Raw genomic sequence first — 15155 nt, 5'->3', positions numbered from 1 at the left:
CTTGAAGCCCTGAGATAATGAACATATGTAGCCGTTTGCCGCGAAATACCGCCCGTTTATAGAACCCAACCCCTGCGCGTGCCATCCTTACGGTTGAATAAATACACATCTATGGAATTACGTAAGAGAGGACCGTTCCATGAGCTACAAGACCGTTTGTGTTGCCGGCGGCGGCGTGTTGGGAAGCCAGATTGCCTTTCAGGCTGCCTACTGCGGCTTTGATGTAACGATTTGGCTGCGCAGCGAGGGCAGCATCGGCCGCACCCAGCCCAAGATCGATCACGTGCGCAAGGAGTACATCGCGGCAATCGAGGGCATGGCGGACGGCACGGGCGAGTGGTGCGCCGGTATCGCCGATGGCACCCAGCCCTTCGACAAGGAAGCGGCGCTCGCCGCCGTCGAGCGTGCCTACTCCACACTCAAGCTGGAGCTCGATCTTGCCAAGGCCGTGGCCGACGCCGACCTGGTCATCGAGTCTATGGCCGAGGACACTCAGGCAAAAATCGACTTCTACAAGAAGCTCGCCCCGGTTCTGCCGCAAAAGACCGTCATCGTGACCAACTCATCCACGCTGCTGCCGAGCACCTTTGCCAAGTACACCGGCCGTCCCGAGAAGTACCTGTCGCTGCACTTTGCCAACTCCATCTGGAAGAACAACATGACCGAGGTCATGGCACAGGACCAAACCGACAAGCGCTACTTCGACGAGCTCGTCGACTTTGCCAACGATATCCGTATGCTTGCCCTGCCCGTCAACAAGGAAAAGAACGGCTACCTGCTCAATTCCATGTTGGTGCCGTGGCTGCTTTCGGGCCTTGACCTGTATGTTTCGGGTGTGAGTGACCCCAAGAGCATCGACCTTGCATGGACGCGGGGCACCGGCGCCCCCAAGGGCCCGTTCCGCGTATTCGACACGGTGGGTATCCAGACGGCCTACAACATCGTCATGCAGTATCAGAAGGTCCCGGGCCTGGTGAGCCCGCTGCTCAAGAAGATGATGATGCCCTACAACTTTAAGGCTATGGCATCCGTCCTCAAGAAAATGCTCGACGAAGGTAAGCTGGGCGAAAGCTCGGGCGAGGGCTTCTTCAAGTACTAAAAATGATCTCTTGGGGGCGGAAGCGTTGAGGATCTACGGTAGTATGCGACAAGATCTGAATAGGTCGAGCAAGAGCTGTAGCGCGCGTTGACGTTTGCCCAATAGAACGCAAAAATGCACCGTTCGCCGATACTCCTCTCGCGAGTGGTTGCCATATGGTTTGATGTTGGAAACATATGACTGCCGCCGGGCTGCGGGTGACGTTTGCTCTGATATCGGAGGTGCCAGGTATGTTTCGCGCTCCGTTAAATAACTATCGGTTGGGCTAACATGGGTCGCCGTGCTATTTCGATAGCCCTTGCAGTGGTCTGCCTGGCTGTGCTCCTGGGCGCTGCAGGGCAGTTTGTTGTAAATCGAGAAACATCCTATATGCAGGAATGCGTTTCCGAAGGCTTTGCCATTGACGGTTACTATCGGGATGACAAAGCAGGCTTGGAAACCCTGGCCTTTCTTGAAGAGGATAACCATCGATGGCAGTTGGTCGGCAAGGGCGGCGGCTGCGTTGATGGACAGTTCGAGCGTATGGACGACCCCAACATTCTGGTATTAAAGAATGAAAGCGGCGAAATATATGGCAGGGTCCACGTGGCGTATATTTCGCGCCGACGCGATCAGGGCTTGCTCTACCTATTTAGAGATACCAAGGTGACCCGTTTTTATCTGGTGAGTACCGGTCCGGCGTTTACAGTGGAGTCTGGCGATGTTGATGCGGACAGCTGATTCACGGCAATAAAAAGTCGAGCGGGGCGCGGGTGTGAACTGCACCCCGCAATTTGCTCGTGTCCGTATCGCGTCTGCGCCTCGTCGTAGCTCGCGTCCGTGCGAGCGCTCATCCCGCGTCCGCATCACTGCACATCAAACTCCACACGATCGAGTTCGGGCACATTGAGGTCGATGAGCTTGCGGGCGACGTGACGGTCGTGTGCCCCAAGCGCCTCGCTTGTCGTCACATGGGCGACAATCTCGCGCTCGACAATGCCCTCCTCCTCGCCTTCGGTAGCCGAGGTCTCGACGGCGACGGTGTAATCCTTAAAGCCTGGCAGCACGGCGGCAAGCTCGCGCGTAGTTTCGGTGACGCCGTAGCCGTCCTGCACGCCGGCCTGCGCCGAGCCAATGGAGCCCGCGGTCATAACGATGCAGGGGATGGCAAAGATCACCGTACCCACGATGATGCGGCGGCGCACCTTGTGTGACAGCTCATCGACCTCGGCGTTTTCCTCGGCGGTCACAATGCCGTCGCCGTTGAGGTCACGCTTGAGCGGTACACGTAAAAGAAGCAATACGGCTTCGGCCGCCAGCGCGATAAAGACGACGTTGATGCCAAACTCGTAGAGCGCCGAGAGGAACAGCGACCCGCTCGCGATGGCGATGCCGTAACCCGCCGCGCACAAGGGCGGCATGAGCGCGGTTGCCACGGCTACGCCGGCAATGAGCGTGGCGGGTTCCTGGTCGCGAGAGTTGCCCAGTCCGCCCGCAAAGCCGCCCGCGAGCGCGACGGCAAGGTCCCAGATGGTGGGCGTCGAGTTATCGATGATGGCGGCCGTGGTGGTGCCGAGCGGCGAGAGCTTAAAGTACAACGTGGACGTGATCAGGCAGAAAGCCATCTGCAGCGCGAGGCCGGCAATGGCTTCGACGGTAATCTCGCGGTCGAGCGTGGCGATGCCATATGCCATGGCAAGGACCGAGCCCATGAGCGGGCAGATGAGCATGGCGCCGACGATGGCAATGTCCGAGTCGATATCGAGGCCGATGCTCGCGATGAGCATGGCGATGATCAGGATGCATAAGTGCGAGCCAGTCAGGCGTGCTCCGTTTACAAAGCGCTTGCGGATCACGTGGTAGGGCGCACGACCCTCGCGAATGTTGAATGCCTGCTTCAAAAAGCGACTTGCCTGCTCAGCCGCCTCGCTATGGGCAGGGCGGATGCCGTGGCGCCGATGATGGCGCTCGCGCAGTCGCTTGATCTGTTGTTTGTCGAGCTCCATGTCCACCTCGTTCTAACACGGGCCGCGTTGCGCTTGCTGCTATTACTCTACACCGTGGCAAGTGGAACGGATTCCGGGACGCGGGATGGGGCGTCCAGACGGCTTTGCCTGCATTTAGCAACGCCTCGCAAAATGAATCAATCTCAACTGCATATGTGACGGAACTGTGTCGAACGCTGTTGAACAACCGACTTGCCCGCGTTGCCGCATTGTTGCGCAACAAAGACCGGGAAATGCGGCCCTAGACTCGCGGTAACGCAGATAGCGTTGTGTCGAAGGGAGCACAACATGGCAAAGTACAGTCCAAAGCATCTTTCGTCTCCAGCTAAGACCGTCAACGTAAGGGGTGTCGCCAACCGCGCCGTCGCAACCGTTTTGACGGCAGGCCTTATCGCCCAGCCGCTCATGTCGCCGCTGGCGGCAATTGCCGCGCCGGCCGGTGACAGCACCGATGCCGCAAAGGGCGAAAGCCCCATCGAGAGCACCGTCGTTGCCGGCAACCAGGCAGTCGCGAAGACAGCGGCGCAGCTGGCCGAGGAATCGGCAAAGCAGTTCGAAGCTGCCAAGGCGGCCTACGATGCGGCTCAGAAGAAGGCCGACGCTGCGGGCCAGGCGCAGAAGCAGGCTCAGCAGCAAAAAGACCAGGCTTCGCAGGCCGTGACCGATAACGGCGCCGAGCAGAATGCGGCAGAAGTCGCTGCGCTTCAGGAGAAGACCGACGAGCTTAAGGCGGCCGTCGACAAGGCCGAGCAGCAGCAGAAGAAGCTGGGCGACCTGAACGATCAGCTCGATCAGGCCAACAAGAGTGTCGAGGGTAAGACCCAGGCGCTCAAGGACGCCAAGGCAAAGCAGGATGAGGCCAAGAAGGCCCTCGATGATGCCCAGGCCAAGCTCGAGGCCATGGGTATGGGCAAGTACGAGGCCGCCAAGAAGGACGTCGAGGACGCGCAGGCAAAGCTTGATGCGGCCAATGCCGGCGTGAAGACGGCTGAGGGCGAGCTCGAGGCCGCTAAGACTGCCGCTGCTAAGGCTGAGCAGGCCAAGACTGACGCTGAGGCGGCTGTGACGACTGCCCAGGACAAGAAGAAGGAGACTGCCGCTACCCTCGCCGCTGCGACCACCGCGCGCGACAACGCCCAGGATAAGCTGAACGACGCCCAGAAAGCGCTCGATGCTGCCGTCTCGGGTACGGGTGTCGACCTGAGTGCGCTTGAGGCCGCCAAGAAAGCTGCTGCCGGTGAGCTCAAGACCGCGCAGGCGGAGCTCAAGGCCGCGTCGGATGCCGACGCCACCGCCCAGGCGAACCTCCAGGCCGCACAGGAGCGCGTCACCGCTGCGAACGCCGCCGTCACGACCGCGCAGGCCGCATACGACGAAGCGAACGGGAAGCTCAGCGGGGCGACCGAGACCTATAACGCCGCGAAGACGGCATACGAGCAGGCCCAGCAGACCGAGGCCGACAAGAAGGCGGAATACGACCGTCTCATCGAGGTCAGCCAGCAGAAGCGAGCTGAATATGACGCAATTTGCGACGAAGTCACATCGGCAAAGAGCGCCTATGATACTGCGAGCGCTGAAGTCGACAAGCTTAACCAGCAGATTGCCGACCTCAAGTCGAACATGACCGTAGACCAGAATGTCATCAACCAGGGTATGTTCGGCTTCATGAACTACATCATCGGCGGCAGCCAGTTCACGGCCACGCAGAAAAAGAACGCCCAGGACGCCGTATCGATGCTGACCGGTGCCAAGAGCAAGGCCAAATGGTATGACCAGTACGTCGATCAGGACATGTCTCGCGACACCAACCCGCTTTCCTTGAAGCAGATGCGCAACGCCCTGACCTACCTCGACACCCAGAACAACCTCCGCAAGGCGAACGGTCAGTCGGCGCTCAGCGTCAGCCTCCGCATGACTGTGGCAGCAGCCCTTAATACGTCATATTCATCGAACATCTGGGGACACTCGGGCTGCTACTCGGACAATGGAGAGAATCTTGCTGGCGGTGGTGGCGCATATACCGGCGGCGAGACCGAGGACACGCTTGGCTGGCCATATACCGGTCTCTACACCCAGGAGAAGAGGGCATTCGATAAGTACGCCGAGAAGAATGGTGACCTTGAAAACCATCGATATGATGCCTGGTATATCTACCAGAACTACAACAGCATCTACCAGGAGTGCGGGCACTATCTCAACATCGTCGCTTCCGCTACGGAAGCCATCGGTATTGCAACCGGTAGCGGTAAGAACACCGATTCCGAGGTAACCATCTTCGATTACAGCGCTTATGGCAGTGAGGCTGATTTCACTGTCTCCGAGTTCAAGAAGCTCGTCAACGACTACATCGATTCCGCCTACAATGCAGGCGGCACGCAGGAGCAGAAGGAGCAGCTGAAGCAGCTGCAGAATAAGCTGGCAGAGGCACAGAAGAATTACGGTTCGACCAGCAATGCCTACTACGCTGCCGTCAACAAAAAGGATTCCGCGCGCGACGCCTATACCGCGGCCGACACGAACGTGAACACCGCCAAGGGCGAGTACGAGAAGGCAAAGTCTGCTACCGCTGCGGCCAAGACCGCCTATGACACGGCCGGTGCAAATTTGAAGCGTATCGACATCACGACGCCGAAGGCGAACCTTGATGCCGCCAAGAGCGAAGCCACCGCTGCTCAGACTGCTCTCGACAAGGCCAACGCGACGGTCACCGATTGCCAGACGAACGCCTCCAAGGCTTCCGCCCGCAAGGCGAAGGCCCAGGGCGATTACGATGCCGCCAAGGCAAAGTCCGATAAGGCCAACAAGGCGTATGGCGACGCTACCGCTTCGGTCAAGGACCTTACCGCCAAGTGCGATGCCGCTAGGACAGAGTCCAATCAGGCTAACGAGGCGTATGGCAAGGCAAAGGCGGCCGACGTCACTGCCCAGGCTGGCGTTGACGACGCCAAAGCCGTAGCGACAGCCGCGGCAACGGCCCTCTCGAACGCGCAGCAAGCTGTCACCAACAAGGAGCAGGCGCTTGCCGCCGCACAGCAGGAGGTCACGTCTGCCCAGACGGCCCTCGATGCCGCGAATGCCTCATTCCAGCGTTACGCCGATGCTCAGAGGGCGCTTGATGACGCCGAGGCAGCCCGTAAAGCTGCTGTCGCCAGCGTGAACGCTGCTCAGGATCAGCTCAAGGCCGCTAACCAGGCAGTCGTGGACGCCAAGCAGGCCATCGCCGATGCCCAGACCGAGCTTGAGGCTGATCAGGCCCTTCAGGCCGATCTTGAGCACGTCGACCACGAGGCTTCCCTTGCCGCTGGCGTAACGGTATTCAACGCGGGCTGGACGGCGCAAAATCAGCTACCCAAGCTCGATGCTGCCTATGCTCGCTATAAGGCCGCCGTCGACGCCGAGAAGGGTCTGAAGCAGGCCGAGGCCGACGCCGATGCCAAGCTGTCCGATGCCAACGACGCCTATGCCGCCGCGCTTGCAGAGCTTAACGATGCCAAGGGAGCCCTGGCAGCCGCACAGGCCGAGTACGACAAGTATCATCCCAAGGCCGAGCCGCAGGCTAAGCCCCAAGTTGCGCAGGCCGCCGCAAAGGCCCCCGCTGCCAAGAAGCAGGCTGCGGATGGTGCGCTCGCCCAGACGGGCGACAACTCCGCGCTTGCGGGCGAGGTTTTCGTCATCGGCGGCATTACGCTCGTAGCTGCGGGCGTAACGCTGGGCGATCGTCGCCGCAAGCAGATGTAGTATTTTGAGTACTGGTTTCGCAACGAGCTGCGGTTTATTGCGAGACTGACTCGATGACTCAACCGATAAGGCCGGCGTGCTGTGATACGCAGCGCGTCGGCCTTTCTCTGTATCGATATCAAAAAGCCCGGTCGGCAGCCGCGAAAGCTACCGACCGGGCAAGCCGTAGGCAATATGATTGCGACCGGGCTGTCGCTAAAGTACGAGCGAACAGCTGCTCAGCTTATCCCAGCAGGCTCAGACCGACGGAGACAAACGCCAGGATAACGCCGACGATGGACTCGCCGCCCAGCAGGCCGCTGGCGACGACCAGGCCCTGTTCCTGGAAGGCGGCGTCCTTGGCAGCCTTCTCCTCGTCCGAAAGACCAGCGGTGGCGTCGCGGTGGGCGGACCACTTGTCGTAAGCGAGCTTGACACAGGAGCCCAAGAAGGCCGTGAGCGACATATAGAACGGCAGGTACACGCCCAGGCCGATCATCATGGCTGGAATGCCGAGCCAGTACATGACGATACCGGCGATAAAGCCGCCTGCGAACCACGGCACACTCGGGATGCCCGAGACCATGGTGGCGACGACGCTTGCCTGTGCGGCAACGAAACTCTTGTCGGGACCAAAGGCGTCCGGACCATAGGCGGTGACGAGCGCGACCATGACGGCGGCAGCGACCAGGGCGCCCACGATGCCGCCGATGGCCTGGCCGACCCACTGTGCGCGCGGGTTGGTGCCCAGCACGGCGCCGGCCTTAAAGTCGTTCATGACGTCGCCCGCAAGGCCGCACGCTACGGCCACGATGCCGGCGATAAAGAACAGCTTGACCTGAGCGAGCTGCGCGAAGGCGGCAACGATGAGCATGACGATGAGGCCGAAGATCTCCATGGGGTCGATGCCCGTCTGGCCGCAGCTCTGCGCGCTCATGATGGTGGTGACAAAGGTGAACAGCGTGACGATGACGGCCGGAACGGGGCCAAGGTCGAGCACGATGGCGATGATCACGGCGATGGCGGCAGCGCCCAGGCCGATGATACCGGCGTCGAGCTTAAGGGAGCCCGAGATGAGCGACTGCTCGTCGGTGTCGGTGGAGCTGTCGGCGGCGAGGCCGCGGACGATACCGGCGACCTGCGGCAGGATGTCCTTGAGGACGACGGCGACGCCAAAGCCCATCATAAGGCCCATACCCAGGGACTTAACAATGCCTTGTGCGGTCATAACGTCAAACAGACCGGTAGCGGTGCCGCCGACAATGATGCCAAAATTGCCCAGTAGCGCGCCGGCAAACCAGAATGCGACCGGGGCGAAGCCCACGAGGAAGCCGACGGAGAGCAACATGGGCGAGTTGTAGATGGCAAAGGTCACGCCGGGGATGTTGAGCGTGCACAACATGCTGGGCACAATGCCCAGAGCGTCGCGCAGCACGCTGTAGATGCCGGCGATGGCCATGGAGCCAAAGAGCTGCTTGCCGGTCTTGCCGCCTGCCTCGGTGGCGCGCAGGGTCTGAGCTGCGGCGTTGCCGGTGGGGAACTCCAGCGCGGCGTCCACGATAAAGTGACGGTGGATGAGCGCCGTGGCCAGCAGACCCAGGATAGTGCCGGCGAGTGCCACGATAAACATGTCGAGCCAGCTGATCTGGTCGGCATAGCCCAGCATCCAGGCGCCCGGAATGGTAAATGCCAGACCGCCGGCGACCATGGCGCCTGCGGACATGATGGTGTGGGTGACGTTTGCCTCGTTGAGGCTGGCGTTGCCCATGAGCTTAAGGAAGAACAGCGAGATGACGGCAGCGAAGACGATCGGCCAGGGGAGTGCACCCATCTTGAGGGCGGTGTAGGCCGAGCTTGCCGTGATGATCACGCAGCCGAGGACGCCGATGACGACGCCGCGCAGCGTGAGTTGCCCGCGCATCGAAGCGCGGTTCGAGGGATTGCTCATATTAAAACTCCTTTGCGTATATCCGCTTCCCCCGGGAGCGCCGATACGGATACGGCGCGGGAAGTCGGGTTACCAAGGGCCGCCGCGTGAGCTCGCGCGCGACCGCGCACCAGTATAGCCGCAAGTTAGTCATTTTGGGATGACTGGTTTAGGTAGGCGATATACTGCTGGGCAGACGAAAGGAGCGCCGACGATGCTTAATGGGTGCGCATATATATTGACGGTCGACGTGGGCAACACGTTCATTCGCTTTGGCCTGTTTGCAGAGGATTCGGCCGCGGCGCAGGAATGTTCGCTTGCGACGTGCGAGATCACCACGCCGTCGAGCATCACAGCAGACGAGGCGCGCATGCGTCTCGTGCAGGTCATGGCCGCACTGGCGGCCGATGCGGGCATGCCGGGTGCGCTTGTGCCCGCGGCTGCTGTGCTGAGCTGCGTGGTCCCGGCGCTCGAGCGCCCGTGGAAGGCGGCACTTTCCCGCACCTGCACGGGGCGCGTGCTCACCGTGGGGCCGGGACTTAAGACCGGCATACCCGTGCACTACGACGATCCGGCCGAGATCGGCCCCGACCGCATCGCCGATGCCGTGGCAGCCCGCGCCGTCTACGGCTCGCCGTGCATCGTGATTGACCTGGGCACGACGACCAATATCGAGGTCATCGACGCGCACGGTACCTTTGTCGGCGGCGTTATCGCGCCGGGGCTGGCACTCGGCGCCCGTTCGCTCTCGGCGGCGGCAGCGCGCCTACCCCAGGTTGAGCCCTCGGCGCCAACGCACGTCATCGGACGCAACACGCGTGAGGCCATGCGCTCGGGTGTGGTTTTGGGCGAGGTAGCCCGCATCGACGGCATGCTCGACATGGTGCTTGCCGAGATGCGCGCGACCAAGGCCGCGGGGGAGGGCGATGTGCCCATCGTCATTACCGGCGACGATGCCGAGGCACTTGCGGCGCTGGTCGGCCATAGCCTGACGGTAGACGACGCGCTGACGTTGCGGGGTCTCGCCGAGCTCTACCGCATCAACCAAAAGCCCCGCCGCGCGTAGGGCGAGGGGCTGGTGGGATAAGCGCCCCTACCTTTCACCTGCTACAATGGGCCAAACTATTGCGATTCCGGAGGTGTCTGCCATGTCGGACGATCTTCATCAAACCGCGTCGGGCAAGCGCCGCGACGTTATTAGCTGGGACGAGTTCTTTATGAGCGTGGCCATCGCCGCGCAGCGCCGCAGTAAGGATCCCAACACGCAGGTGGGCGCGTGCATCGCCAGCACCAACCACCGCATCCTTTCGGTGGGTTACAACGGCACGCCCTCGGCGCTCAACGATGACTTTTTCCCGTGGGGAACGAGCGATGACCCGCTGCAGGACAAGCACAACTACGTGGTCCATGCCGAGGCCAACGCCGTGCTCAACTACCGTGGCTCGCTCAAGGACCTCGAGGGTTCCACGGTCTACGTCACGCTGTTCCCGTGCCACGACTGCGCCAAGATCCTGGCGCAGGTGGGCGTGGGCGAGGTCGTCTACCTGGACAATAAGTATGCCGACACCGATGACGGCCGTATCAGCCGCCGCATTCTCGACTCCTGCGGCATCAGCTACCGCCAGGTCATCGTCGATGTCCAGATTGGTACCGGGGAGCAGACTCAGCAGTAGCGCGTGCCAACGCCAGCTGGCGGCAAAACAGCCAAAAGAGACCCGTCCCAAATTGACTGCTCGTGAAAGTCGTGTCCGCACGCATGGCTGGCGCCTAAGCGGGTACATGGCTGTAGTAACATAGCCCCTGTCCGCGGGCGTGCCCGCGTTATTGTGAGAAAGGAGCCCCTGTGGCTGTTAACGAAGAGCTGCTTAAGAAGGTTCTTGAAGAGATTCGCCCCAACCTGCAGGCCGATGGCGGCGATATGGAGTATGTGGGCGTCGACGACGAGGGTGTTGTCAAGCTGGAGCTGCAGGGCGCCTGCGCCGGCTGCCCCATGAGCTCGCTAACCCTTTCCATGGGTATCGAGCGCATCCTGAAGGAGCATGTGCCCGGCGTTACCCGCGTTGAGCAGGTCAATGCTTCCGGCGAGGCCGAGGACCTGTACGACGAGTACGCGCCGTTCTAAGATGCGAAAGCTGCGGACGGTACGCTCCGCATAGACGTTACGTCCAAATATGCGGCTGCGAGCGTAAGGCCCGCGGCCGCATTTGTATGTAGGGAGCAGGGGGATCGATATGCTCAACGACCTCTACCATATGCTTGATCCCGTCGCTATCTCGGCGGGCCCCATCATTATCTACTGGTACGGCCTGGCCTACGTGGTCGGCGCCCTGCTCACGGCGGTCGTTATGTACCGCACACAGCGTCGTTGGGGCTTCGACATTACGATTGATGACCTGACGAGCGTCGTGGTCGGCGCGGTCTTTGGCCTCATCATCGGCGCGCGCCTGTTTTACGTCGTCTTTTACGGCGATGGCTACTATTGGACCCACCCGCTCGAGATCTTTGCCACCAACGAGGGCGGCATGAGCTTCCACGGTGGCCTGGTCGGCGGCATCTTGGGCGGCATCATCGTGTGTCGCATGTATAAGCTCGACGCCTGGACCATCGCCGACCTTGCCGTTATCGGCGCTCCGCTGGCGCTGTGCCTGGGACGCTGCGCCAACTTCGTAAACGGTGAGCTGTGGGGTAAGCCGACCGATCTGCCCTGGGGTGTGGTCTTTGGCGGCACCGCGGGCAATATGCCGCGCCATCCCTCCCAGCTCTACGAGGCGTTTCTTGAGGGCATTGTGCTCTTCTGCATCCTGCAGGTGCTCAGTCGCAAAAAACCGCTGCTGCCCCAGGGTACGTTTATGGGCGTCTTTGTGATGGGCTACGGCATCGTTCGCTTTTTGATTGAGTTTGTGCGCGTGCCCGATGCCCAGCTGGGCTATCTGCTGGGAGGCGTTATCACCATGGGCCAGCTGCTGAGTTTGCCGCTCGTGATTGCCGGCCTGGTGCTCATCATCTTCGCCCGACACCGCAATCGCCCCCAGCGCATCTACCTCGACGCCTAACCACCACAAAGGGGACAGGCACCTTTGTGGTGGTTTTGCCGAGTTTGATAGGTTTCTAGAAAGGCTTTCGGACTGTGAAGGATTCCGACCTCTCCACAACGGCTGCGCGCGACGCTGCCCGCATCGTCTGGTTTAAGCGCTACCCCGCCAAGCAGACGCTCATCGCATTTCTGCTCGCGCTGTTGGCGACCACGGCGTTTTCCATCGATCCCGCCCCGGTGTCGAGCAACGCAGTCTTGGCGATTGACCCCAAAGCCTCGGGCATGCTGTACGTGTGCTACGAGGTGCTCCTCTCGTTTGCCGGCCATACCGACGCGGTCATGCTGCTTGCGCTTGCCTGCCTGCTCACGCTGCCGTTTCGCTACGTATTCTTTGGCCGCGGCGATGCTTGGCGTCCTTCGGTGATCCTTCCGTCGCTGTTCTTTGCCGTCTGCATGGTGTTTGGCCGCAGCTACGACCTCACCGATTCTGCCGAGATTGTGCTCGGCGACAAGGCCCGCATCATCTGCGCCTGGATAGGCGGTGCGGGCTGGATGCTCTTGGCGGTCGTTGCCTTCTACCTGGCTTTTGAGTGTCTAGATTGGCTGAGCTCTCGGCGCATTCCGTTTTCCGAAGCGCACTTTGGCCGCGTATGGCGTGTGGCTCACGCCGTGCTCTCGGTCCATCCCTTTGCCGGGCCCTTCCTGGTGCTTGTGATTGCCTGGGCGCCCACGCTTATCGCTTCGCTGCCCGGCCTTTTTATGGGAGATACGGGTGCGCAGATTCGCCAGTGGTTCAACTACCCCAACGGCACGAGTGACTACCTGCGTCTGCTCAATCCCAATGTGTTGCTCAACGGACATCACCCCGTGGCGCACACGGCTATCATCGGTTCGTGCGTCCAGCTGGGGCTTTCACTGTTCAACAGCGCCAACGCAGGTCTTGCCATCTACACCTGCGCTCAGTTCGTCATTACGGCCGCCTGCATGGCCTATTCCATCTCGTCGCTGCGCAAACTGGGCGTGAGCCTGCCGGTCCGCGGCGTGATTTTGCTGTTCTTTGTGTTTATGCCCATGTTCTCCAACTACGCGGCCCTGCTTACCAAAGATGTGCTGTTTGCCGACGCGTTTTTGGTGCTGTTGGTGCAGACCGTGAAGCTCGTGGCCTGCGGCCTGCCCCGTCGCGATGCCAATGCCGAGCGTGCGGGCGAACAGAGGCCCGTGCTCTTTGCGCGCCACGACTGGCTGCTGCTCGCTCTGGGCGCCATGGGTTCCACGTTTCTGCGCAACGGCGGCCTGGTGTTTCCCCTGGCGGCATGCGTAATCGCGGCGGCGTTTTGCGCATGGGACGCGCATGCGGCTCGTCGCGCAGTCAAGCAGGCTGGTGCTGCGCCTTCGGGCGCCATCCCGCGTTTCCGCTGGGTGGGAGTTCTTGCGGTGCTTGCTCTCTGCCTTGCCTCTAATATGTACTTCGCCAAGGTCTTTATGCCGGCGCACGATATCACGCCTGGTTCCAAGCGCGAAATCCTCTCGATTCCGTTCCAGCAGACGGCTCGTTTCGTCCAAAAGCACGACGGCCTCAACTCGGGTGTCAACCCTACGGTTAAGGAGGACGGTACTATCGTGGAGGCTCCTTGCGACGGCTTGGTGACCGACGATGAGCGTGCCGTGATCGACCGTGTGCTCAAGTACGACAATCTGGGCCGCCGCTACAACCCGGATAAGTCGGACGCCGTCAAAAATTGCTTTAACGAGTACGCCTCGCAGGAGGACATCAAGGCCTATTTTGAGGTCTGGGCGCAGATGTTCAAAAAGGATCCCGAGTGCTACATCTCGGCGCTCATCAATAACTACTACGGCTACTTTTATCCGAGTGCCCGCGATGCGTGGGTCTACAGCACGGCGCGCAGTGCCGAGATTATGGCGAAGCCCGATAACCTCAAGTACTTTGACTTCCATCCGGTCGATAGCAAGGTTGTGCGCTGGTGCGACCACCTGATCAACCTGTATCGCGTGGCGGTGCAGCGCATTCCGTTTATCTCGCTCACCATGAGCTCGGCCACCTATGTGTGGATTATGATCGCCGTGGTGGTCTACCTGTTGCGCCGCCATTCGTGGCGCGGGCTGGCCATTTGGGTGCCGCTGCTGGGCGTGCTCGCCGTGTGTCTGATCGGTCCCTGCAACGGTTCGACCTATATGCGCTACCTGTATCCGGTTATCGCCTGCATGCCCTTTGCCATCGGTGCCACCATCACTCGCAGCGACCTTCTCTGGTCCTAATTTGGTGCAAAGGGGACAGGTTGCTTTGCACCAAAGGATGGCATCATCACGACGCCTTCATTTTGGGGTTTATCTCGCAGGCCAGTAGGTATATCATAACGACGTTTGTTTATATTGCCCGAGCATCTGCGCTGGGCTTTAGGTCAAAACCGATAGGAGACACGTATGTCCGGACACTCTAAGTGGGCCACAACCAAGCATCGTAAGGGCGCGCAGGACGCCAAGCGTTCCGCCCTCTTCTCCAAGCTGAGCCGCAACATCACCGTTGCTGCCCGTCTCGGCGGTGACCCGCTGCCCGAGAACAACGCCAGCCTCGCCGCTGCCGTTGCTAAGGCCAAGGCTCAGTCCATGCCCAAGGACAAGATCAAGTCCGCTATCGACAAGGCCTTTGGTTCGGGTGCCGATGCCGCCGTCTACGAGAACATCGTGTACGAGGGCTATGGTCCCGCCGGTGTCGCCGTCTATGTTGACTGCCTGACCGACAACCGCAACCGTACTGCCGCCGATGTCCGTTCCGCCTTCTCCCACGCTGGTGGCAACTTGGGCACCTCCGGCTCCGTCGCCTTCCAGTTTGAGCGCAAGGGCCAGATCGTCGTCGCCAAGGAGATCCTGGACGAGAACGCCAAGAAGGAGACCATGATCGCCAACGGTGCTGCCGGTGACGAGGATGAGTTCATGATGGCCATCGCCGAGGCCGGTGGCGAGGACTACGAGGACGCCGGCGAGGAGTGGATCGTCTGGACCGCTGCTAACGACGTCATGGCTGTCTCCAAGGCACTCGAGGAGCAGGGCGTCCAGGTCAAGGGTTCCGAGACCACCATGGTTCCGACCACCCCGACCGAGGTCTCCGGTACCGACGCCAAGAAGGTTCAGCGCCTCATCGACCGTCTCGAGGAGCTCGACGACGTCCAGGACGTCTACAGCACCATGGACATGACCGACGAGGTCATCGCTGCCCTCGAGGAGGAGTAGCGCCTGCACGGGTTAAGCCGTGCATATCTGGGCATAATGAAGCGAGCATGCAAGCCTCGTGGAATAGATGAGCCGGATCCGCGTGCGTATGGCACCGGACCCGGCTCTTTTATAATGATGCGAATCGTTTTGCATTCTGTGGAC

The 15155-nt window shown here is 60.9% G+C and carries 11 protein-coding genes; 9 read left to right on the top strand and 2 right to left on the bottom strand.

The features are described from left to right. The first annotated feature begins 139 nt into the window (after positions 1-139). Both DWV20_RS06990 and DWV20_RS06985 read left to right on the top strand, forming a co-directional pair. Positions 140-1099 carry a 3-hydroxyacyl-CoA dehydrogenase gene (locus DWV20_RS06990; protein ID WP_117790163.1) on the top strand — a complete coding sequence of 320 codons (960 nt, stop codon included), beginning with the start codon at positions 140-142 and terminating at the stop codon, positions 1097-1099. 270 nt (positions 1100-1369) lie between these two features. Continuing rightward, on the top strand, positions 1370-1819 hold the full coding sequence (locus DWV20_RS06985) for a hypothetical protein (RefSeq protein WP_147346313.1): 450 nt from the start codon (positions 1370-1372) through the stop codon (positions 1817-1819). Positions 1820-1944: 125 nt separating this feature from the next. Here the strand turns inward: DWV20_RS06985 and DWV20_RS06980 are convergent, their stop codons facing one another. Continuing rightward, positions 1945-3084: a DUF389 domain-containing protein gene (locus tag DWV20_RS06980; RefSeq protein ID WP_118256672.1), complete on the bottom strand. Its 1140-nt coding sequence runs from the start codon at positions 3082-3084 to the stop codon at positions 1945-1947. Positions 3085-3372: 288 nt separating this feature from the next. Between DWV20_RS06980 and DWV20_RS06975 the strand changes: the two genes are divergently transcribed. Continuing rightward, positions 3373-6822, top strand: a complete 3450-nt coding sequence (locus DWV20_RS06975; RefSeq protein ID WP_118256671.1) for a CAP domain-containing protein — start codon at positions 3373-3375, stop codon at positions 6820-6822. Positions 6823-7045: 223 nt separating this feature from the next. Here the strand turns inward: DWV20_RS06975 and DWV20_RS06970 are convergent, their stop codons facing one another. Next, complete coding sequence (locus DWV20_RS06970; protein WP_118256670.1) at positions 7046-8749, bottom strand: OPT/YSL family transporter; 1704 nt, start codon at positions 8747-8749, stop codon at positions 7046-7048. Positions 8750-8942: 193 nt separating this feature from the next. On the opposite strand from DWV20_RS06970, the gene DWV20_RS06965 reads away from it, so the two are divergent. The 6 genes from DWV20_RS06965 (at position 8943) to DWV20_RS06940 (ending at position 15011) form a co-directional block, all read left to right on the top strand. Beyond that, entirely contained in the window at positions 8943-9794 is an 852-nt protein-coding gene (locus DWV20_RS06965; protein ID WP_118256669.1) for a type III pantothenate kinase, read from the top strand. Positions 9795-9876: 82 nt separating this feature from the next. After that, entirely contained in the window at positions 9877-10401 is a 525-nt protein-coding gene (locus DWV20_RS06960; protein WP_117790158.1) for a dCMP deaminase family protein, read from the top strand. A gap of 170 nt (positions 10402-10571) precedes the next feature. After that, positions 10572-10850 (top strand): NifU family protein, encoded by a 279-nt coding sequence (locus tag DWV20_RS06955; protein WP_035137589.1) that lies wholly within the window; start codon positions 10572-10574, stop codon positions 10848-10850. A 109-nt stretch (positions 10851-10959) separates the two neighbouring features. Beyond that, positions 10960-11781, top strand: a complete 822-nt coding sequence (lgt, locus tag DWV20_RS06950; RefSeq protein WP_118256668.1) for a prolipoprotein diacylglyceryl transferase — start codon at positions 10960-10962, stop codon at positions 11779-11781. A gap of 74 nt (positions 11782-11855) precedes the next feature. Then, positions 11856-14039, top strand: coding sequence for a DUF6020 family protein (locus DWV20_RS06945; RefSeq protein WP_233539793.1), 2184 nt, complete (start codon positions 11856-11858; stop codon positions 14037-14039). Positions 14040-14204: 165 nt separating this feature from the next. Continuing rightward, on the top strand, positions 14205-15011 hold the full coding sequence (locus DWV20_RS06940; RefSeq protein WP_055251993.1) for a YebC/PmpR family DNA-binding transcriptional regulator: 807 nt from the start codon (positions 14205-14207) through the stop codon (positions 15009-15011). The last annotated feature ends 144 nt before the right edge of the window (positions 15012-15155 follow it).

It is taken from the genome of Collinsella sp. AF02-46-1, from assembly GCF_003465825.1.
Lineage (GTDB): Bacteria > Actinomycetota > Coriobacteriia > Coriobacteriales > Coriobacteriaceae > Collinsella.
Note: the sequence above shows the minus strand (reverse complement) of the source record. Positions and strands in the feature narration are given on the sequence as shown.

Bases quoted from the DNA above. Each gene is read 5' to 3' on its own strand.
- DWV20_RS06990 (WP_117790163.1), top strand. From the start codon at position 140: ATGAGCTACAAGACCGTTTGTGTTGCCGGCGGCGGCGTGTTGGGAAGC.
- DWV20_RS06985 (WP_147346313.1), top strand. From the start codon at position 1,370: ATGGGTCGCCGTGCTATTTCGATAGCCCTTGCAGTGGTCTGCCTGGCT.
- DWV20_RS06980 (WP_118256672.1), bottom strand. From the start codon at position 3,084: ATGGAGCTCGACAAACAACAGATCAAGCGACTGCGCGAGCGCCATCAT.
- DWV20_RS06975 (WP_118256671.1), top strand. From the start codon at position 3,373: ATGGCAAAGTACAGTCCAAAGCATCTTTCGTCTCCAGCTAAGACCGTC.
- DWV20_RS06970 (WP_118256670.1), bottom strand. From the start codon at position 8,749: ATGAGCAATCCCTCGAACCGCGCTTCGATGCGCGGGCAACTCACGCTG.
- DWV20_RS06965 (WP_118256669.1), top strand. From the start codon at position 8,943: ATGCTTAATGGGTGCGCATATATATTGACGGTCGACGTGGGCAACACG.
- DWV20_RS06960 (WP_117790158.1), top strand. From the start codon at position 9,877: ATGTCGGACGATCTTCATCAAACCGCGTCGGGCAAGCGCCGCGACGTT.
- lgt (WP_118256668.1), top strand. From the start codon at position 10,960: ATGCTCAACGACCTCTACCATATGCTTGATCCCGTCGCTATCTCGGCG.
- DWV20_RS06940 (WP_055251993.1), top strand. From the start codon at position 14,205: ATGTCCGGACACTCTAAGTGGGCCACAACCAAGCATCGTAAGGGCGCG.